This window comes from Bradyrhizobium sp. JR4.3, from assembly GCF_040547695.1.
GTDB lineage: Bacteria > Pseudomonadota > Alphaproteobacteria > Rhizobiales > Xanthobacteraceae > Bradyrhizobium > Bradyrhizobium canariense.
This window is the reverse complement of record NZ_JBEPQF010000002.1, coordinates 43,442-63,435: the sequence shown is the minus strand read 5'-3', so window position 1 is coordinate 63,435 and position 19,994 is coordinate 43,442. Positions and strand designations below refer to the sequence as shown.

17 protein-coding genes and 1 pseudogene are annotated in these 19,994 nt (G+C 63.7%); 7 read left to right on the top strand and 11 right to left on the bottom strand.

All coding sequences use genetic code 11. The features are described from left to right. Nucleotides 1-233: 233 nt before the first annotated feature. Together ABIB91_RS03605 and ABIB91_RS03600 are read left to right on the top strand one after the other, a co-directional pair. Nucleotides 234-1,778, top strand: coding sequence for a L,D-transpeptidase family protein (locus tag ABIB91_RS03605; protein ID WP_354159888.1), 1,545 nt, complete (start codon nucleotides 234-236; stop codon nucleotides 1,776-1,778). 56 nt (nucleotides 1,779-1,834) lie between these two features. Beyond that, nucleotides 1,835-1,939, top strand: a pseudogene (locus ABIB91_RS03600) (AbrB/MazE/SpoVT family DNA-binding domain-containing protein); the annotation flags it as partial. Nucleotides 1,940-2,113: 174 nt separating this feature from the next. Here the strand turns inward: ABIB91_RS03600 and ABIB91_RS03595 are convergent. From ABIB91_RS03595 to ABIB91_RS03560, 8 genes are all read right to left on the bottom strand, one after another. Then, nucleotides 2,114-2,311 (bottom strand): hypothetical protein, encoded by a 198-nt coding sequence (locus tag ABIB91_RS03595; protein WP_246648572.1) that lies wholly within the window; start codon nucleotides 2,309-2,311, stop codon nucleotides 2,114-2,116. Between the two features lie 209 nt (nucleotides 2,312-2,520). Next, the gene (locus ABIB91_RS03590) at nucleotides 2,521-3,216 is read right to left on the bottom strand and encodes a branched-chain amino acid ABC transporter ATP-binding protein (RefSeq protein ID WP_007599215.1); all 696 of its coding nucleotides are present in this window, start codon (nucleotides 3,214-3,216) and stop codon (nucleotides 2,521-2,523) included. Further along, nucleotides 3,209-3,943: an ABC transporter ATP-binding protein gene (locus tag ABIB91_RS03585; protein WP_354159892.1), complete on the bottom strand. Its 735-nt coding sequence runs from the start codon at nucleotides 3,941-3,943 to the stop codon at nucleotides 3,209-3,211. Before ABIB91_RS03585 ends, ABIB91_RS03590 begins: the two co-directional genes overlap by 8 nt. Next, nucleotides 3,930-5,036 (bottom strand): branched-chain amino acid ABC transporter permease, encoded by a 1,107-nt coding sequence (locus ABIB91_RS03580; RefSeq protein ID WP_354159894.1) that lies wholly within the window; start codon nucleotides 5,034-5,036, stop codon nucleotides 3,930-3,932. Before ABIB91_RS03580 ends, ABIB91_RS03585 begins: the two co-directional genes overlap by 14 nt. A 6-nt stretch (nucleotides 5,037-5,042) precedes the next feature. Continuing rightward, entirely contained in the window at nucleotides 5,043-6,260 is a 1,218-nt protein-coding gene (locus ABIB91_RS03575; protein WP_354159896.1) for a substrate-binding protein, read from the bottom strand. A gap of 4 nt (nucleotides 6,261-6,264) precedes the next feature. After that, a complete protein-coding gene (locus ABIB91_RS03570) occupies nucleotides 6,265-7,122 on the bottom strand; it encodes a branched-chain amino acid ABC transporter permease (protein WP_063992465.1) in 858 nt (285 codons plus the stop codon). Nucleotides 7,123-7,230: 108 nt separating this feature from the next. Next, entirely contained in the window at nucleotides 7,231-8,745 is a 1,515-nt protein-coding gene (locus tag ABIB91_RS03565) for an amidase (RefSeq protein ID WP_354159899.1), read from the bottom strand. A gap of 174 nt (nucleotides 8,746-8,919) precedes the next feature. Further along, nucleotides 8,920-10,107 carry a substrate-binding domain-containing protein gene (locus ABIB91_RS03560; RefSeq protein ID WP_354159901.1) on the bottom strand — a complete coding sequence of 396 codons (1,188 nt, stop codon included), beginning with the start codon at nucleotides 10,105-10,107 and terminating at the stop codon, nucleotides 8,920-8,922. Between the two features lie 178 nt (nucleotides 10,108-10,285). Here ABIB91_RS03560 and ABIB91_RS03555 point away from each other — a divergent pair, with 178 nt between their 5' ends. Next, entirely contained in the window at nucleotides 10,286-10,720 is a 435-nt protein-coding gene (locus ABIB91_RS03555; RefSeq protein WP_007599198.1) for a MarR family winged helix-turn-helix transcriptional regulator, read from the top strand. A 211-nt stretch (nucleotides 10,721-10,931) separates the two neighbouring features. Here the strand turns inward: ABIB91_RS03555 and secA are convergent, their stop codons facing one another. Next, nucleotides 10,932-13,772: a preprotein translocase subunit SecA gene (gene secA, locus ABIB91_RS03550; RefSeq protein ID WP_007599197.1), complete on the bottom strand. Its 2,841-nt coding sequence runs from the start codon at nucleotides 13,770-13,772 to the stop codon at nucleotides 10,932-10,934. Nucleotides 13,773-14,133: 361 nt separating this feature from the next. Here secA and ABIB91_RS03545 point away from each other — a divergent pair, with 361 nt between their 5' ends. Continuing rightward, on the top strand, nucleotides 14,134-15,081 hold the full coding sequence (locus ABIB91_RS03545; protein WP_354159904.1) for a peptidylprolyl isomerase: 948 nt from the start codon (nucleotides 14,134-14,136) through the stop codon (nucleotides 15,079-15,081). 103 nt (nucleotides 15,082-15,184) lie between these two features. After that, nucleotides 15,185-16,426 carry a bifunctional glutamate N-acetyltransferase/amino-acid acetyltransferase ArgJ gene (argJ, locus tag ABIB91_RS03540; RefSeq protein WP_354159906.1) on the top strand — a complete coding sequence of 414 codons (1,242 nt, stop codon included), beginning with the start codon at nucleotides 15,185-15,187 and terminating at the stop codon, nucleotides 16,424-16,426. A 16-nt stretch (nucleotides 16,427-16,442) separates the two neighbouring features. Here the strand turns inward: argJ and ABIB91_RS03535 are convergent, their stop codons facing one another. Continuing rightward, entirely contained in the window at nucleotides 16,443-17,999 is a 1,557-nt protein-coding gene (locus ABIB91_RS03535; RefSeq protein ID WP_354160004.1) for a pilus assembly protein TadG-related protein, read from the bottom strand. Between the two features lie 140 nt (nucleotides 18,000-18,139). Here ABIB91_RS03535 and ABIB91_RS03530 point away from each other — a divergent pair, with 140 nt between their 5' ends. Beyond that, nucleotides 18,140-18,550: a (deoxy)nucleoside triphosphate pyrophosphohydrolase gene (locus ABIB91_RS03530; RefSeq protein WP_354159908.1), complete on the top strand. Its 411-nt coding sequence runs from the start codon at nucleotides 18,140-18,142 to the stop codon at nucleotides 18,548-18,550. Nucleotides 18,551-18,664: 114 nt separating this feature from the next. Here ABIB91_RS03530 and ABIB91_RS03525 read toward each other — a convergent pair whose 3' ends face one another. Beyond that, entirely contained in the window at nucleotides 18,665-19,534 is an 870-nt protein-coding gene (locus ABIB91_RS03525; RefSeq protein WP_354159910.1) for a methyltransferase domain-containing protein, read from the bottom strand. 121 nt (nucleotides 19,535-19,655) lie between these two features. On the opposite strand from ABIB91_RS03525, the gene ABIB91_RS03520 reads away from it, so the two are divergent. Continuing rightward, nucleotides 19,656-19,970 carry an NIPSNAP family protein gene (locus ABIB91_RS03520; protein WP_354159912.1) on the top strand — a complete coding sequence of 105 codons (315 nt, stop codon included), beginning with the start codon at nucleotides 19,656-19,658 and terminating at the stop codon, nucleotides 19,968-19,970. Nucleotides 19,971-19,994 lie beyond the last annotated feature (24 nt).

The following is a 19,994-nucleotide window of genomic DNA, read 5'->3' as shown; positions in this document are numbered from 1 at the left end:
TTACGGCCCAGTTTAAGTCTTCGTTGACCACGCCTTTGGGCCAACGGGCTCGTGATCCCCGTTCGGGTTGCGACCACATGACCCAGAGGTTAGAATTTTAATCAATGGCTTCAGGGCATAAGCGCTGGAGCGTGATTGCGAAAAAGCCCGTCGCGACGGGTCCGGGTCTCCGGTCGGATCATGCTTCAAGATTGGGGTTTGCGCGCGATGCACTGGACGGTGTGGGGTCCATCTTGATTTCTCGTTCGCTTGCTCGCGCGTTTCTGGTCTCGGTGGCGCTTGCCGCCAGCTTCGTGCTGGCCGGTTGCGACACCGACCAGGTTTCGCTTGCGACCAATGCCAAGGCCAACCAGCCGGTGCCGCCAAAGCTTCTCGCCGCGATGGTCGAGAAGGACATGGATCTGCAATCGCCGATCCTGGTGCGCCTGTTCAAGCAGGAGGCCGAGCTTGAGGTCTGGAAGCAGACCCGCAACGGCCAGTTCGCGCTGCTCAAGACCTATCCGATCTGTCGCTGGTCCGGCGACCTCGGGCCGAAGGTGCGCGAAGGCGACCGCCAGGCGCCGGAAGGATTCTACTCGATCAATCCGGGCCAGATGAATCCGCAGTCGGCGTACTATTTGTCGTTCAACACGGGCTATCCGAACGCGTTCGACAAGGCTTTGGGCCGCAGCGGCTCGCAGCTGATGGTGCATGGCGATTGTTCCTCGCGCGGCTGCTACGCGATGACGGACGAGCAGATCGCCGAGATCTATTCGCTCGGGCGCGAGTCCTTCTTCGGCGGCCAGAAGGCGTTCCAGCTGCAGGCCTATCCGTTCAAGATGACGCCGGTGAACATGGCCAAGCACCGGAACAATCCGAACATGCCGTTCTGGAAGATGATCAAGGAAGGCTATGATCATTTCGAGGTGACGCGGCAGGAGCCGAAGGTCGATTTCTGCGAAAAGAAGTACGTGTTCGACGCGGCGAAGCCGCCCGACGCCAAGCGTGATCCGGTGTTCGACGCGTCCGCAAAGTGCCCGGCCTATGTGATCCCCGAGGAGATCGCCAGCGCCGTGCGCGAGAAGGATGCACGCGAACAGGCCGAGTACAACAAGCTGGTCTCGCGCGGCACGCCCGTTGCGCGCATGAACACCGGCATCGACGGCGGCATGAACAAGATCTTTGCCGCGAAGATTCCGGAGGGCTCGACCGGCCTGTCGGAAGGCGCCGAAGGCACCACGCTCCAGATGCTGGCGATGGCGAAGGCGCCGGGCACGATTCCTGGACACGTCAATCCGCCGAAGCCGAATCTCGATGCGGCCGCGCCCTCGCCGCAGGAAGAGCCGGTCGTCGCCGTCAGCGCGCCCGCCGCCAACACGCGTGTCGCCACCGCTGCTCCGGCGGAGAAATCCGGCTTCTTCTCCAACCTCGGCCGCAAGATGGGCATCGGCAACGCCGACGCCACGGCGACCACGCCACCGCCGCAGGCCACGGCATCCGTCGCCCCGGCCGCGACGACCACGACGCCACCGACCGCGGCGTCCCGACTGAAGGCCGCAGTGACCCGGTTCGTGCCGGGACACGACAAGTCCAAGGATGCAGGGAAGGATGCGCCGAAGCCAGCCGTTGCCGTCGCCAAGCCCGCCGAACCAGCGAAGCCCGACACCCGCCTCGCGGCGACCCGCCCGACGCTGAAGCCGTCGGTGTCCGATGGCGCGGGTGAAGCGACCCAGATCATGGGCGCCGCGCCGGTGGTCCAGTCGAACTCGTTCGACAGCCGGTTCGGGGCGGTGAAGTAAGCGGGCGGGAACCTCTCGCCCTTTCCCGATTTTTACCGAGCTGACGGCGGTCCCGAATGATCAGGGCATATCATTCCATGCTGGTCTCCAAATGGGGTAACAGCCTCGCAGTCCGCCTGCCTAAGGCACTCGTTGAGGCTTTGAACCTCTCCCCCGGTGACGAGCTCAATGTCGTAGAGACTTCGACAGGCCAGATCGCAGTAGAGAAGGTCGACAGACGAGCGGAATTTCTCAGGCAAGCCGACCAGTTCCGGATTCCCCTGCCCGAGGGTTACAAATCGACCGGGACGAAGCGAACGAGAGATAAGCCCGTTCTTCGACAGCAACATCCTGGTCTATGCCTTTTCGGCCGACATCCGGCGCGAGCGCGCGCTGACCACAATTGCCGGCGGCGGCGTCATCTCACTGCCGACACGCACGCTACGGCGCTTGCGCTTGCGCGCGACCATACGCTTGCCTTTTACGATGCTCTGATCGTAGCGGCCGCAATCGAGGCTGGCTGCGAGACCCTGTATAGCGAGGACATGCAGCACGGACGCAGCATCGGCGGGCTGTCCATCGTCAATCCATTTTTCGGAAGCACTTCACCGTCACCCTGAGGTGTCCGCTTCTTCAGCTACCCTCGAAGGCCGACGGCCCGCTTGGCCGCGCGGCCGTGCATCCTTCGAGGCTCGCTGCGCGAGCGCCTCCAGCGACAATGGCTTCGCCATTGCGCGGGGATGACCGGACTGGCAGGGGCGCCCTACGGCGCCAGATACCGCAGCAGCTCCGGATTGCCCCTCACCTCGCCTGCCTCGCCTTGCAGCGCGACTCGTCCGCGGTCGAGCACGTAGGCGTAGTCCGCGACGCGAAGCGCGAGGTCGAGGTGCTGCTCGACGATGATCACGGCGATGGTTTTCGCGAGCTCGATCAGGCGCTCGGTAATTTCCTCGATCACGCCGATCCAGACGCCCTCGGTCGGCTCGTCGAGCAGAAGCAGTTTTGGATCGCCCAGCATGGCACGGCCGATGGCGAGCATCTTGCGCTCGCCGCCGGACAGCGTGCCGGCGGGCTGGTCGAGGCGCTGGCCGAGTTTTGGGAAGATGGTCAGCACGTGGTCGACCGCGTCGGCCTTCCTGCTCGCGAGCGAGCCGACCGCGAGATTGTCGCGCACCGACAGACGCGCGAACACCGAATGCTCCTGCGGCACGTAGCCGATGCCGGCGCGGACGCGCTCCTGGGTCGCGCGGCGGCTGATGTCGCGGCCATCGAAGGCGACCTCGCCCTTCCACGCCGGCAACTCGCCGACGATGGTCTTCATCAACGTGGTCTTGCCGGCGCCGTTGCGGCCGAGCACGGCGACACCGCCGCGCCAGGGAATGCCGAGGTTGACGTCGAACAGGACCTGGCTGCGGCCATAGCCGGCGTCGAGATGCTTGATGTCCAAAAATTCAGGCACGGCGCAAATAGATCTCCTGGACGGCCTTGTTGGCCTGGATCTCCGACACCGTGCCGGACGCCAGCACCTTGCCCTGGTCGAGCACGGTGAGACGATCGCAGATGTCGCGGATGAAATCGAGGTCGTGCTCGACGATGACAAGCGAGCAATGCTTTTTGATCGGCTGCAGCAATTCGCCGGTGACGCGGCGCTCCTCCAGGCTCATGCCGCCGGTCGGCTCGTCCAGCAGCAGGAGTTTCGGCTTGCCGGCCAGCGCCATCGCGATCTCCAGCCATTGCTGCTGACCGTGCGACAGCGCCGCGGCCGCATCGAAAGCGCGGTCGGCGAGGCGGAACTGCGTCAGCATGGTCATGACCTGATCGTGCAGGAGCCCGCGCGTGCGCGAGAACACGAGATCGAACAGCGAGGATTGCGCCTGCAGCGCGAGCAGGATGTTGTCGTAGAGCGTCAGCGTCGGCAGCACGGATGTGATCTGGAATTTCAGGCTCATGCCGGCGCGGGCACGCTCGGTCGGCGTGAACGCGGTGATGTCGGTGTTGATGAAACTCACCTTGCCCTGCGTCGGCACCTCGGCGCCGGCGATGCACTTCATCAGCGTGCTCTTGCCGGAGCCGTTCGGTCCGATCAGGCCGTGAAACTCGTTCTCGCCGACAGTGAGCTCGGCGCCGTCGAGCGCGGTGAGCTTCCCGAAGATCTTCTTGACGCCGGTGGCTTCAAGGAGCGGCATCGCGCTTCTCCTTCCCGGTCTTCCTGGACTTGCCACCAAAGCTGCCGACCCGCTCGCGCTCGCCGAGCACAAAACTGATCAGACCGAGCGGCCGGAACAGGATCACGAGCAACAGCAGCACGCCAAGGATGATCGGCCAGACCTCGCGGTAATTGTCCGAGAGCCAGAAGCTGACGCCCTCGACGATGACGGCGCCGATGACGGCGCCGATCAGCGTGCCGGAACCGCCGAACAGGACGTAGAGCACGACTTGCGTCGAGACCACGACGCCGACCATGTTGGGCCAGACGAAACCTTCGTGGAAGGCGTAAAGGCTGCCGGCAAGACCCGCCACCGCGCCGCCGATCGCGAAGATGATCGCCTTCAAGTGCTGCGCCTTGTAGCCGAAGAAGGCGATGCGCTGCTCGTTCTCGCGCAAGCCCGCGAGCGCCAACCCGAACTGCGAGCGCACCAGAAAACGGCAGAGGAGATAGACCACGACAAGAAGGCCAAGCACGAGATAGTAGAACGGCGGCCCTTCCGAGAATTCGTAACTGCCGAGCGTCATCGACGAAATCGACGGGATGCCGTTCTGGCCACCGAGATAGTACCAGCCGCGCGCCAGCCGATCGGCCGCGTAGGAGCCGGTCAGCGTGCCCAGCGAGACGAAGATCACGCTGGAAGGATGTCGTCCCAGCAGCAGGAAGCCGCCGAGCAGCAGCGCGAAGGTGAGGCCGATCAGCGTACCCGCAGGCAGCACCAGGAAGATGTTGGTGATGTCGAGATCGCGCGCGAGCAATGCGACGCCATAGCCGGCCGAACCGAAGAACAGCGCCTGGCCAAAGCTCATGATGCCGGCATAGCCCCACACCAGGTCGAACGACAGCGCGAACAGCGCGAGGATGATCACCCGCGTCGCGAATACCGTGAGGTAGTCCTGCAGCACCAGCGGGGCGAGCAGCGCCGCGGCGAGCACGACGCCCTCCACGATCGGCAGGATTTTCCGCACCGAACCGGCTTGCCCTGCTGATCCGTGTTCAACCATGGCAACGTTCGGCTCCCCGCCGATCTCGGCGGGGACTGCCTGCTTCACTGCGCCTATCGCTTTCGGCATTCGACCCTAGCATTCCTTGGGATCGACGAGCCCGTCGCTGCGTCCGACGATCTCGTAATTCCCGCCCTTGGCGACCGCGGTGTACATCTTCATCTTGCAGTGCCGCTTGCCCGGAACCATCTCGGCAGGTCCACCCGGGCCCTCGGCGATCTTGGCGTGGTCGAGCGTCGCGGCGACCGACTCGCGGTCGATCTTGCCGGCTTCCTTGACGGCTGCTTCCCACAGCTTCAGGCCGCGATAGGTGCCGGTGGCGGCGCTGCCGGCGGCGAACAGGAAGTTGCCCGGGAAATCCTTCTCGTAGGCCGTCTGGATTTTCGCGTCGAACGGGTTCTCCTTGGTCAGCACCTTGAAATAATCGAGGCAGCTGGCGAGACCCTCGATCTCGGCCGCCTGATTGATGTTGAGCGTGTTCTCGTCATAGTAGACGCAGGCCAGCCGTCCGCCGTTCTTGAGGAAGCCGGCCTCATAGAGCTGCTTGAAGAACGGGCCGACGCCGGGCGGGATGACGGTGTTGAAGACGACGTCGACCTTGTTGGAGATGATGCGGTTGACGGTCGAGGAGAAGTCGACCTGGTCGAGCGGATAATATTCCTCGAACACGACCTCGCCGCCATTGGCCTCGATCACCTTGCGGGCGTAGACGTTGAGCGTGTGCGGCCAGACGTAGTTGGCGCTCGGCAGCGCGAATTTCTTGCCGCCGTTCTTGATCAGCCAGGGAATGAACTCGTCGCACTGCTGCGCGGGCGTCGGCCCAGTGCAGAACAGATAGGGCGTGCACTCCTTGCCTTCGTACAGCTGGGGATAGATGTAGAGCGTCTTGCCGCGCGCGACGATCGGATCCTTGATCGCATTGCGCATCGACGAGGTGATGCCGCCGAGCACCATATCGACCTTGTCGCGCTGGATCAGCTTGCGAACATTGCCGACCGCGACGGATTCGTTCGAGGCGGTGTCCTCGATATAGAGCTCGAGCGGACGGCCGAGCAGACCGCCACCGGCGTTGATCTCCTTGATCACCATCTTGGCGACGTTGGCGTCGGCATTGCCGGCGTAGGCGATCGGTCCGGTGAGGTCGGTGGCGATGCCGACTTTGATCGGGGCTTCGGCCGCATTGGCCCAGGGCGCGGGGATCACCCAACTGCCGACGCCGGTTGCGACCGCGCCGGAGGCAAAGGCGAAATTCGAGAGGAAGCGGCGGCGGGAGAGCTGAGTGCGATCGGACATGTGACTAAACCCCTTTTCCAGCGATGAGGCCCTGCGGCCGGAATTTGATGAAAACGATGGCGAGTACGAAGACGAGAACATCGGCCACGACGGGCGCCATTACCCAAGGGAGCGCGGCACTGAGCGTGCCGATGACGCCGGCGCCCGCGACCGGCCCGATGAAGGAGCCGACGCCGCCGACCATGACCGCGACAAAGCCCTGGATCAGGAAGCGCAGGCCGAGATCGGCGAACAGGCTGAACACCGGCACGATCAGCGCGCCGGCAAGGCCGGCAAGCGCCGCGCCGAAGGCGAAGGTGGCGCCGTAGATCAGCGGCGTGGAAATTCCGGAGGCGCGGGCCAGCGAGGGATTTTCCAGCGTAGCGCGCACGCGCAGGCCGAAGCTGGTGCGCGCCAGCAACAGATAGCAGCCGCCCATCACCAGCGCTGTGATGACGATGATGGTGAAGCGCCAGGCCGAGATGTGCATGGCGCCGATATCGATCGAGCCGCCGATCGGCTCCGGCACGGTGAGATAGAAGCCGCCGATCAGGCCGCGCACGGATTCGCGGATGATCAGGCCGAGCGCATAGGTGCCGAGCATGGCGACGATGGGCGCTGCGTAGAAGCGTCGGATGATCAGCGCCTCCAGCACGAAGCCGAGCGCGCCGACGACGAAGGGCGCGGCGACCATGCCGGCCCAGATCGGCAGGCCCTTGGCGTAGGCGAGATAAGTGATGTAGGCCCCGAGCAGGACGAACTCGCCCTGCGCGAAGTTGAAGATGCCCATCATGCTGGCGATGATCCCGAGCCCCAGCACGATCAGGACGATGATCGCGCCAAAGCTCAGGATCTCGAAAGCCGCGACGAACGCGTTAGCCATGCGCCAGAGCCTTTCCCGTTCCGACGGGATCGGAACGGGGCTCCGGCTTGTTGTCTTGACGCGTCCGAAAACGCTTCCCTGTTCCGTTGGCCCGCATCAATGCCTCGCTCACATCTTCTTCCAGTCGCCGATCTGCTCGAAGGCGTGGGCGGCACGGTAGATGGTGGATTCCTCGAACATGCGGCCGACCAGCATCAGGCCGACGGGCAGGCCATCGACCATGCCGCAGGGCAGCGACATCGCCGGATGATGAGTGATGTCGAACGGCGCGGTGTTGGAGATCATCTCCAGCGCACGCGCGACATAGTCCTCGCGGCTGGCCGTGGCTTCCGGCAGCTTCGTCGCCTTCATCGGCGTGGTCGGCAGCAGCAGCAAATCGTAGTCTTTGAAGGCCTTGTCGTAGGCCGCGGTCAGGCGTCGGGAGATGTTGAGCGCCTTGCCGTAATAGCGCGGACCGAAAGTGTTGTTGATGTAGGTGCCGAGCAGCAGGAACAGCTTTGTGGTCTCGGACAGGGAATCCGCCTGCCGGCGCCAGCCGCGATGGAAGTCCATCAACGTGGTCGAATAGAGGTCGGAGCGGGACAGACCATAGCCGTCGCCATACATCATGGTCTGCGTCATGCCCTCGGTGCCGATCGGCGTCCAGATCGCGGGGCCCATGAGATGCATCGGAATCGATACGGTCTCGACCGTGGCACCGAGATCCCTAAAACGCTTTGCGGCCTCCCGCACGCTCTCGTTCACGGCGGCTTCGGCATTCGCCTGCTCAAAGCCTTCCTTGAGGATCCCAATCTTCATGCCCTTGACGCCCTGGCCGAGCGCCTTGGTGTACTCCTCGACCTTGGGCGCCTTGATGCGGGGATCGTAGCCGTCGTCGCCGGCCAGCACTTCGAGCAGCAGCGCGTTGTCGGCGACGGTCGCCGTCATCGGGCCGGTGTGATCGACGAACACCTCGATCGGCATGATGCCGGTGTAGGGCACGAGGCCCCAGGTCGGCTTCATGCCATAAGTGCCGCAGAACGAGGACGGCATGCGGATCGAACCACCCTGGTCGCCGCCGATCGCCATGTCGACCTCGCCGAGCGCGACGACGACGCCGCTGCCGGACGACGAGCCGCCGGCCGAATAGCCCATCTTGTGCGGATTGTGGACGGCGCCGACCGCATTGGTGTGGCTGCCGCCGGACATGCAGAAGGATTCGCAATGAACTTTGCCGGCGACCTCGGCGCCGGCATCGAGCATGCGGGTGACGATGGTGGCGTCGAAATCGGGGACGTAACCTTCGAGCGTTGCCGAGCCGTTCATCATGGGAACGCCGGCGAGCATGATGTTGTCTTTCAGGGCGACCGTCTTGCCCTTGAGCTTGCCGCTCGCCGCACCCTTCACCGTCGACTTGCGATACCAGGCGTTGCGCGGGTTTTCTTCCGGCGAGGGCCGATAGCCCGGGGTGCGCGGATATTTGACCTCCGGCACCTCGTCCGGCATGGCGCCGACGAGATTGTAGGCCTCGATCGAGCCCTGCATCAGGCCGCGGAACGAGGCGACATCGTCGTCGGTCAGCGAAAGGCCGCACTGGTCGGCGACACTGCGCAATTGGGCTGGCGTGGGAAGGACAACTGTCACGGCGCTCTCCTCAAGGCTTCTTGATCCCTGGAATTGGAATCCCTGGCATTGGAGCCTCATGGGCGCGCGTGCACGGCGCGGGCCCATCGGCTCCACCTCGATATTACAGACGGAAATATTTTCCTTTTCAAGTATTATTTTGGATTCGGGCGTTTGCGGATGGCCGCGCCGGCATCAGATCGGTTTGATCAGCTTGAAATCGAGGCCATCCGCCCCGGCGAGATACATTTGCATCCGGGTATGACCCTTCCTGACGGTGACGGGGCCGCGCGCGCCGCCATAGACGATGTTGCGGCCGGCCGCGAGCATGGGCGCCATCGCCAACGTGCCCGCCTTGTTTGCTACGGCCTCAAGGAAGCGCAGTCCCTCATAGCTGGATTGACCGAGCGACCCGATCGGGGGGCCGTTCGGTCCGAACATCGCGCGATAGCGGCTCTGGAAGTCGTCGTTGGCCCGCGATCCGATGCCGGGGAAATAGCCGGAGGCGCAGAACAGATTCTCGCTGTTGTCGGCGCCGATTCCGAGCAGCACGGTCTCGTCCATCGCCCCGGCCAGCCGCAGCGTCGTGGCGCCGAGACCGCATTCGCCGAACGCGCGATTGAACGTGATGCTGTCGGTGCCGATCAACGAGATCAGGACGACATCCGGCCTCGCGGCACGGATGCGCTCCAGATGCGGCTCATGGTTGTCTTCGCCGAGGGGAACGAACTCTTCGCCGACGACATGGCCGCCGGCCTCCTTGATGTAGCGCTTCACCGCGCGGTGCGACTGCCAGGGCCAGACATAGTCGCTGCCGATCAGGTACCAGCGCGCCGCCTTCTTGACGTCGGCAAGCCAGTGGATCGAGGGCCGGCTCTGCCAGCGCGGCGTCTCGCCGATCGCCATGACACCCGGCGTCTGCTCGCCGCCTTCGTAGACAGGCGTGTAGATGTAGGGGATGCGGTGGCGGGTGGTGACCTTGCGCAGCGCCACACGCACCGCGCTGGTATGTAAGCCGACGATGAGATCGATCTCATCGGACGCGATCGCCTGCTCGGCGCGGCTCAGAATCTCGTCGAGCGGGCCGCCGGCGTCGTAAATCGAAAGCTCGATCTCGCGCCCGAGAATGCCGCCGCGCTTGTTGATCTCGGCTACCGCGAGCTGCGCGCTGCTTGTCGCGCACGGGCCCCAAACGCCGGGCGAGCCGGTGCAGCAGATGAAGCCGCCGACGCGGAGCTTGTTGTGTGCGCCGCGGCGCTTCATGAAATGCGCGTCAACCGGCGACCGGTCGAAATCCGCTGCCGCGGGCGACAGATTCCTGAACAGCAAGGACGGCGGTAACGCCGGACCGCCGTGAGCCGGGAAGTTTACCGTCGCGCGCACGCCAACTCCTGTCTGATACCAGACTTGAAAGCTCATTCAGCAGGCGGCCGCGGCACCCGCCCTATTGTTGGGCAATATCCTATTTTGAAAATATTGAATATTCAAGAATTGAAGTGCATATAGATGCAGCATCGATTGCAAGACATTCACTCATTTGGGTCAAGACAAAGTCTTAGCCGTGGCAAAACCAAACACCCCGATCACCGAACACCTCGCCTACCTGCTCGCGCAAGCCAACCGGGAGATCAACCGGCAGCTCGAACTGCGGTTGAGCAAGGAAGGCGTGCCCGTCGAGCAGTGGCGGATCCTGAAAGTGCTGTCGGATGGCAACGGCCATTCGATGGGCGAACTCGCGGATGCCGTGCTGCTCAACCATCCGACGCTGACGAAGATGATCGATCGCATGGTCTCGGACACGCTGGTCTACCGCGTGCAGGACCCGAACGATCGCCGCAAGGTCCTGATGTTCATCTCCGATCGCGGCAAGGTGCTGAGCAAGAAGCTCAACTCGCTCGCGGTCGACCAGGAAGAGCACATCCTGGAGAGCTACGGCGACAAATCGACGAGCGAATTGAAGCGGCTGCTGGAGAGCTTGATCGATAGTTCGAATTGAGAATTCGTCGTCCTGGCTTTCGCCAGGACGACGATGGAGATGGAGCTGCGCGCCACATACTCGCTGTCATCGCCCGATTTAATCGGGCGATCCAGTATTCCAGAGACGGATGTGATTTGAACCGAGAAGCCGCGGTGTACTGGGTCGCCCGGTTAAAGCGGGCGACGACAGTGGGGTGTGAGGCGCCGACGTCGCACCTCACACCTCATCGCTAAGCATACCGCCCGTGGCAGTGCTTGTACTTCTTGCCTGAGCCGCACGGACAATCCTCGTTGCGTCCGATCTTGCCCCAGCTTGCCGGGTTCTTGGGATCGCGCAACGCGGCGTCGGTGGCCTGCGCTCCGAGCGTGACGCTGGCGAGCGCCATTTCGTCCTCGCCGGTGTTCGGGTCGAATTTGTGCGCTTCCATCTGAGGCAGCACCGGGGCTTCCTGCTCCGGCGGCACGATCTCGACCCGCATCAGCTGCGCCGTGACGGCCTCGCGCAGATGCGCGCTCATCTCCTGGAAGAGGTTGAACGCTTCGGTCTTGTACTCCTGCAGCGGATCGCGCTGGCCGTAGCCGCGCAGGCCGATGACCTGGCGCAGATGGTCGAGCATGATCAGGTGCTCGCGCCAGAGATGGTCGAGCGTCTGCAGCAGAATGGTCTTCTCGACGTAACGCATCACGTCGGGACCCCATTGCCCGACCTTGGCGGCCATGTGCTCGTCGGCGCGGGTCTCGATGCGCGTGAGCAGCTCCTCGTCGGCGATGCCCTCTTCCTTGGCCCAGTCCTCGACCGGCAGGTCGAGATCGAGCACGCGCTTGAGCTCTTCCTTCAGGCCCGCGACGTCCCACTGCTCGGCATAGGCGTGCTCGGGCACGTGCTTGGCGACGAGGTCGTCGATGAAGGCGTGGCGCATGTCGGCGACGGTCTCGGCGACGCTGTCGTCCTTCATCAGGTCGACGCGCTGGTCGAAGATCACCTTGCGCTGGTCGTTCTGGACGTTGTCGAACTTGAGCAAATTCTTGCGGATGTCGAAGTTGCGCGCCTCGACCTTCTGCTGCGCCTTTTCGAGCGCCTTGTTGATCCAGGGATGGATGATGGCCTCGCCCTCTTGCAGGCCGAGACGCTGCAGCATGCTGTCGAGGCGATCCGAGCCGAAGATGCGCATCAGATCGTCTTCCAGCGACAGGAAGAATTTCGAGCGGCCCGGGTCGCCCTGACGGCCGGAACGACCGCGGAGCTGGTTGTCGATGCGGCGGGATTCGTGGCGTTCGGAGCCCATGATGTAGAGGCCGCCGGGCTTCTTCACCGTCTTGGCGGGCTTCGAACCCTTCGCCGGCTCGATCTCGACCTCTTCTTCGGCCTTCAGCACGATGTCGCGGAAGTGCTCGATGTCGGCCTTGATCTGCTCGATCTTCAAGGCCTTCTCGGCCTCGTCCTCGATCGAAGCGGCCTCCTGCTGGATGCGCATTTCCAGCGAGCCGCCGAGCTTGATGTCGGTGCCGCGGCCGGCCATGTTGGTCGCGATCGTGATCGCGCCGGGGACGCCGGCTTCCGCGACGATGTAGGCTTCCTGCTCGTGGAAGCGCGCGTTCAGCACCGCGAACAGCTTTGCCGGCTTGCCGGCGCGGGCCGCGGCGTACAGCTTCTGCATCGAATTTTCGCTGCCGAAATCGATCTGCCGATAGCCGTGCTTCTTGAGATATTCGGCGATCACTTCCGATTTTTCGATCGAGGCGGTGCCGACCAGCACCGGCTGCAGCCGCGCGTTGGCGCGTTCGATCTCGGCCAGGATCGCGGCGTATTTCTCGTTCTGGGTGCGATAGACCTCGTCGTCCTCGTCGAGACGGGCGACCGGCAAATTGGTCGGGATTTCCACGACCTCGAGCTTGTAGATGTCGAACAATTCGTCGGCTTCGGTCAGCGCCGTGCCGGTCATGCCGGCGAGCTTTTCGTACATCCGGAAATAGTTCTGGAAGGTGATCGAGGCCAGCGTCTGGTTTTCCGGCTGGACCTGCACGTGCTCCTTGGCTTCCAGCGCCTGATGCAGGCCTTCCGAATAGCGGCGGCCCTGCATCATGCGACCGGTGAACTCGTCGATGATGACGACCTCGTCGTCGCGGACGATGTAGTCCTTGTCGCGCGTGAACAGGGTGTGGGCGCGCAGCGCCTGGTTGATGTGGTGCACGACGGAGACGTTCTCGACGTCGTAGAGCGACTCGCCCTTGAGCTGGCCGGCATCGCGCAGCAGCGTCTCGATCTTCTCCATGCCGGCTTCGGTCAGCGTCACTGTGCGCTGCTTCTCGTCGACGTCGTAGTCGGACTTGTCGAGCTTGGGCAGGAAGCCGTCGATGGTGTTGTAGAAGTCGGAGCGGTCGTCGAGCGGACCGGAAATGATCAGCGGCGTGCGCGCTTCGTCGATCAGGATGGAGTCGACTTCGTCGACGATGGCGTAGAAGTGCGGCCGCTGGACCATGTCCTCGAGCCGGTACTTCATGTTGTCGCGCAGATAGTCGAAGCCGTATTCGTTGTTGGTGCCGTAGGTGATGTCGCAGGCATAGGCCGTCTTGCGCTCGGAATCGTCGAGGCCGTGCACGATCACGCCGGTGGTCAGGCCGAGGAAGCCGTAGATCTGGCCCATCCAGGCGGAGTCGCGGCGGGCGAGGTAGTCGTTGACGGTGACGACGTGGACGCCCTTGCCGGCGAGCGCGTTGAGGTAGACCGCGAGCGTTGCGACCAGGGTCTTGCCTTCGCCGGTCTTCATCTCAGCGATGTCGCCCTCGTGCAGCACCATGCCGCCGATCAGCTGGACATCGAAATGGCGCTGGCCGAGCGTGCGCTTGGCGGCTTCACGGACCGTGGCGAAAGCGGGGACCAGAAGGTCGTCCAGGGTCTTGCCCTCGGCGAGCTGCTGCCTGAACTCGACGGTGCGGGCCTTGAGGGCTTCGTCGGAGAGTTTCGAAACCTCTGGCTCCAGCGCGTTGATCGCGTTGACGCGGGACTGATATCCCTTCACCCGCCGGTCGTTGGCGGAGCCGAAAAACTTGCGGGCGAGCGCGCCGATCATGCTTAGTTCCTGTGTTCGCGATTCAACCGCGTTCGCGTTGCAGCCAAGAGGTTGTCACCCGCCTGCCTATCAACTCACCGTGACGCCTGCTGGGCGCCGGAGCCCGGACTGCGGGGGGTCCATCCGCCATATGGGTGGGAGTTGGGCAAGTCTGGGTTCAACGGCCAAAAACGCAGCAAAATAAACGCCATCGCATGGACGCGACCGGGCAGAGATATGGCCCGGTCAGGGCCTTGTCAACGGCGGGTGCATTGCGGCTAATTCATCATTTTGACAGACTTTTCGCGTTGCCAAGGCCCCCTGAATTGGGCGAGTGTCCGCCCCGCTCGAGCAGCCCCCTGCTTCAACAAAAGGATTTTCCATGACCACCTCGTTCCCGGTAACCAAAACCGGCCTGCGCTTCGGCCTCGCCACCGCCCTCGTGGGCTGCCTTGCGCTGGCGCTGATCGCGGGTCCCGGCCGGGCTGCCGACGATCCGGTGCTGGCGAAGGTCAATGGCGCGGAAATCAAGAAGAGCGACGTCGCCATGGCCGAAGAGGAACTCGGGCCGAGCCTTGCCCAGATGGACCCGGCGACCAAGGACGAGAACGTCCTGTCCTTCCTGATCGACATGAAGATTGTCGGCAAGGCCGCCGAAGACAAGAAGCTCGCCGACGGCGAGGAGTTCAAGAAGCGGCTCGCGTTCGCCCGCAACCGCCTGCTGATGGACAGTCTGCTCGCCGGCGAGGGCAAGGCCGCCACCACCCCGGATGCCATGAAGAAGGTCTATGAGGAGGCCTCCAAGCAGATCACCGGCGAGCAGGAAGTGCACGCCCGCCACATCCTGGTCGAGACCGAGGACGAGGCCAAGGCGGTGAAGGCCGAGCTCGACAAGGGCGCCGATTTCGCCGAGCTCGCCAAGAAGAAGTCCAAGGATCCGGGTTCGGCCGACGGCGGCGACCTCGGCTTCTTCACCAAGGAGCAGATGGTACCGGAATTCTCGGCGGTCGCCTTCGCGCTCGAGCCGGGCAAGATCTCCGACCCCGTGAAGTCGCAGTTCGGCTGGCACGTCATCAAGGTCGAGGAAAAGCGCAGCCGCAAGGCGCCTGATTTCGAGCAGGTCAAGGCGCAGATCGAGCAGTATGTCACCCGCAAGGCCCAGGCCGATTACGTCGCCAAGCTGCGCGCGGAAGCCAAGGTCGAGCGGCTGGACCAGCCGGCGGATGCGGCCAAGGACGCCAAGCCGGCTGATGCGGCCAAGCCTGCCGATGCCAAGCCTACCGATGCGAAGCCGTCCGACAGCAAGATGGCGCCGCCTGCGAAGAAGTAAGAATTCGCTGTCACTTCGGTGACGTGAAGAGTATCTAAGCCTTTGTGATGCCCGGCCCCCGCGCCGGGCATCTGCACATCCAGATCCCATCAAGGCGCCCGCGATGTCCTCCTCCGTCTCTCCCCTCGCCCCGAAACACGTTCCCGACATGCCCACCATTGCGGGGGTCCGTCTCGCGACGGCCGAGGCCGGCATCCGCTACAAGAACCGCACCGACGTTCTGCTCGCAGTGATGGACAAGGGCACCGCGGTCGCCGGCGTCTTCACCAAGTCGAAATGCCCCTCCGCACCGGTGGAATGGTGCCGCGCCAAGCTGAAGGGCGGCAAGGCGCGCGCGCTGGTGGTCAATTCCGGCAACGCCAATGCCTTTACCGGCAAGACCGGTCGCAGCTCCACCGCGCTGACCGCGAAGATCGCGGCCGAGGCCGTCGGATGCACCGAGGGCGAGATCTTCCTGGCCTCGACCGGCGTGATCGGCGAGCCGCTGGATGCGACCAAGTTCGACGGCGTGCTCGGGCGGCTCGCGGAAACCGCCGAGGCCGGCGATTATCTCGCCGCCGCCAAGGCGATCATGACCACCGACACCTTCCCGAAGGTCGCGACCGCAACCGTGAAGCTCGGCAAGGCCAAGGTCACCATCAACGGCATGGCCAAAGGTGCCGGCATGATCGCCCCCGATATGGCGACGATGCTGTCCTTCATCTTCACCGACGCACCGATCGCGCCTGCCGCGCTGCAGGCGCTGCTCAAGAGCGGCGTCGAGGACACCTTCAACGCGGTCACGATCGACGGCGACACCTCGACCTCGGACACGCTGCTGGCCTTTGCCACCGGTGCTGCTGCAGAACATGGTGCGCCGAAGATCAGCCGGGCCAGCGACCCGCGCCTGAAAGCCTTCGTCAAGGCCTTCAACCAGGTGCTCGCCAATCTTTCAGAACAGGTGGCCCGCGACGGCGAAGGCGCCCGCAAGCTGGTCGAGATCACCGTCGAGGGCGCCAAGACCAAGGCCTCGGCGCGCAAGATCGCGATGTCGATCGCGAACTCGCCGCTGGTGAAGACCGCAATCGCCGGAGAGGACGCCAATTGGGGCCGCGTGGTGATGGCGGTCGGCAAGGCCGGCGAGCCGGCCGACCGCGACAAGCTCTCGATCTCCTTCAACGGCATCCGGGTCGCCAAGAGCGGCGCGCGCGATCCGTCCTATGACGAGGCGCAGGTGTCGGAAGCGATGAAGGCGCCGGAGATCGCGATCAAGGTCTCGCTCGGCCTCGGCAAGGGCCGCGACCGCGTGCTGACCTGCGACCTCACCAAGGAGTATGTCGCGATCAACGGCGATTACAGGTCGTAAGCGTCCCGACGGGCGGCTATTTCGTGATGTGAGCAGTGATCAGCGCCTGATTGAACATGGCATTCAGGGCGGCCGTGATGTCCGCCGGGGTATTCGCCGTATAGAAGTAGCCCGGCGTCGCGCAGCCCTGCAGGCTCGCCGGAATGAGCGGTATGTTCCAATTGGCGTAATCGTCCTCGTCATTGGCAAAAGACGCGTTCACCGGATCGATCACCTGGTAAGGAATGTAGAGCACCGAGATGATGATACCCTTGTCCTTCAGGGGTTTGCAGACGGTCGCCGGATTGATGACCGTGGCATGGTTACTGCCCGACCAGCCTCCATTCGGAACGCCTTTGACTTGCGGGTCTTGTGCGCCGTCGGTGACGAGGAATACATAGGGTCGCGCGTTGCTCGAGGCGCTGCCGTCGCCGGCGCTGACGATCAAGCTGTTGAGCGAACTCAACGCGTTGTCGATATGGGTGCCGCCCGATCCGAGAGCCGTATTCATGTTGGTGTCGAGCAACGAAGCGAGGTTGGCGGCTGCGTAGTTGATTGTCGACGGATTCGTCGAAGAACCGTTGATGCTGGACGTCAGCGGAAAATAGTTCTTATCGAGGTACTGAATGAACGGATAGATACCAATCCGGAATTGATTAGCGACCTTCATGCTGCTGTTGGCGGTGATAAACAGCTGGTTCACGGCGTAGCCGACCGCATCCAGCCGGAGCTGAATGCAGCTGTCGGTTCCGGCGGTGGGGCAGTTCGCAACGGTCGGAAGGGTCGAATACAGTGAGCCCGGTAGACCGGACACGACTGAGGATGACAGCTTCTTGCCCTTTGGATATGTCGAATTCACAGTCGTCGTCGAAAGCAGACCGGCATAGCCGCTTTGACTGACGCGCGAGATCGCATAGCCCAGACAGTAATTGTTGGTAGGATATCCCTGCGTTCCGCTATCGGTGCACGCACTGTTCTGGGGCGCGAAATGGCAGGCCAAGGTGCAGCCTGTGGGGTATTGCCTGAAGTTGTCCGGGTTGATCGATTGCATTCGGACGGCCTCGGCCGAGGTCGACGGCAGGCCCATGGATCCGGAGACGTCGAGCGTGAGATAGAAATCGAGATAGGGCGGCAGCGACGCGGAGGCATTCGAGGTGCCGGAGACGCTGAGCTTTTGGTAGCCGAGAATCTTCAGGAAGGTGACGGGGACGTCGGCACTGAACTGGACGCTGGCGGCCACGGCGATCCCAGTCTTCGTCACCGTGCTGTTGCGAGACAAGTTGGGCGGTGCCGTGACATTTTTCATGTTGGCGTCGAACACGTTATTGGCGTCGTTCACGCCCTCCGTGACGGAGCCATTGCCCGTCATGGCTGCGGCAGCGATAAAGCCGGGGGCCTTCTGTGAGACGGCGGCGACAGCGGCGCCATCGGCAGCAGCTTGCAGCTTTGCCTTCATCCTGGTCGCCATCGAATAGTCGACGGCGCAACCGATGAACGTGATCAGGGGGACGCAGCAGATTGCGAAGATCACCGCGACATTGCCGCGGCGATCGCGGAGAAACCGACGGAAGATGGGACGAAACTCAACGCGCATGGATCTGGCCCGGAATGGTTTCAGCGTTTCCACTCTAGGAACCGTGGATTAAATATGACTTATGGAGACCTCGGAAACACGGGCCGTCACAGGGTTAACGAACCGTTGCGGATGATCCTTCAGCAAGCGGAATTCCAGGGATGGCTGATCTCAAACTGACGCTCGTGGTGGCTTGCGCGCTGGTCGACGCCGACAAGCGCGTCCTGATCGCGCAGCGCCCCGAGGGCAAGACGCTGGCCGGCCTCTGGGAATTTCCCGGCGGCAAGTGTGAGCCCGGCGAGCGGCCGGAACAGAGCCTGATCCGCGAACTCCACGAGGAGCTCGGCATCAGCGTCGCGGAGCCCTGCCTGGCGCCGCTGACATTCGCGAGCTACGGCTACGAGACCTTTCACCTCCTGATGCCGCTCTACATCTGCCGGCGCTGGGAAGGACAGGTCACGCCGCGCGAGGGCCAGACCCTGGCCTGGATCCGCGCCAACAAGCTGCGCGACTATCCCATGCCGCCCGCCGACATTCCGCTGATCCCGCATTTGATCGATCTGCTGATGTGAGCTCAGACCTCATCCTGAGGAGACCGCGCAGCGGTCGTCTCGAAGGATGGCTGCGGATGAGAGCCGGGCCTGCATGGTTCGAGACGGCGCTGACGCGCCTCCTCACCATGAGGATTACTCCTTCCCCGCCTTCTTCACTGCTTCCGCCAGGCTCGCCTTCGCCGATCCCGGCTTGAGCGGCTGCTGCTGGCTCGCATGCGGGGCCCAGCCGGAGAGCCAGATGATGTCGAATGTCGCACGGACGCGGCCGTCGGCATCGGCAAAGCGCTCCGCGTAAATTTCGGCCACCCGCAGCAGCGTCGATCGCCGGCTCGGCGTACGGCGCCGCTCGATCAGCACATTGGCGGCGCCCATCCGCCTGATATCCTGCATCAGCGCGAACGCGTTGGCGTAGCGCACCACGACGCGGTCGACATCGGTGACCGGCAGCGCAAATCCTGCCCGCTGCAACAGCGCGCCAACGTCGCGCAGGTCGGCGAACGGCGCCACACGCGGAGAAACACCACCCTCGCATTCGGCCTCGGCGGCGGCAAAAGCCTGGCGCAGCTCGGTCAGGCTGTCGCCGCCGATCATCGCCGCCAGCAACAGCCCGTCCGGCCTCAGCGCGCGACGGATTTGCGCAAGCACCCCCGGCAGATCGTTGACGAATTGCAGCGCCAGCGCCGAGACCACGAGATCGAGGCTCTCCGGCGCAAGGGGCAGCTTCTCCGCACCGGACGTATCGAGCTCAATGCGTTCGATCGAGGGCAGTCGCGCGCGCAGCACCGCGAGACCCTCGCCAGGAGTCCAGAGATCGACCGCCGTGTGAAACTCCCGCATCACCGCCGCCAGCCGGTCGGACATGTCCTCGGCGACCCGATCCAGCAGGAAGCTCTCGGCACCTTGCGCCTGCGCGCGGCGCTGTCGCGCGTGCAGCAAAGCACGATCGAACAAAGCGGGCGGGGTTTGCGGGTCTTGAGCCATGCCGCTGGTTACGCCGATCATGCTGGTTCTGGCAATCCACTGCGCCTGGCGCTAGCCTTGCCTCATCAGAGACCGACACCGGCCCCTCGTGTTCCAAACTAGCAATGCGCATCAGGTCCGGGGCGCGCCGGAGCATCAAACGATGATCACCTGTTACCTGCGATACGAGATCCCCCCGGACAAGCTCGCTGAATTCGAAGCTTATGGCAGGATGTGGCTGGAACTGGTGCCAAGATTCGGCGGCATCCACCACGGGTACTTCCTGCCATCGGAAGGCGCGAGCGACGCCGCCCTCGCAATGTTCAGCTTCCCGAGCTTCGCGGCGTACGAACAATATCGGAAGGACAGCGCCGAAGATCCGGACGTCCAGAAAGCGATCGAATTCGCAAGGCAAACGCGCTGCTTCCGCCGTTATGAGCGATCGTTCTTCCGGCCCGTGCTGCCGAAAGAGCCGTAGGCCGGGCGCGGACGAGAACAGCCC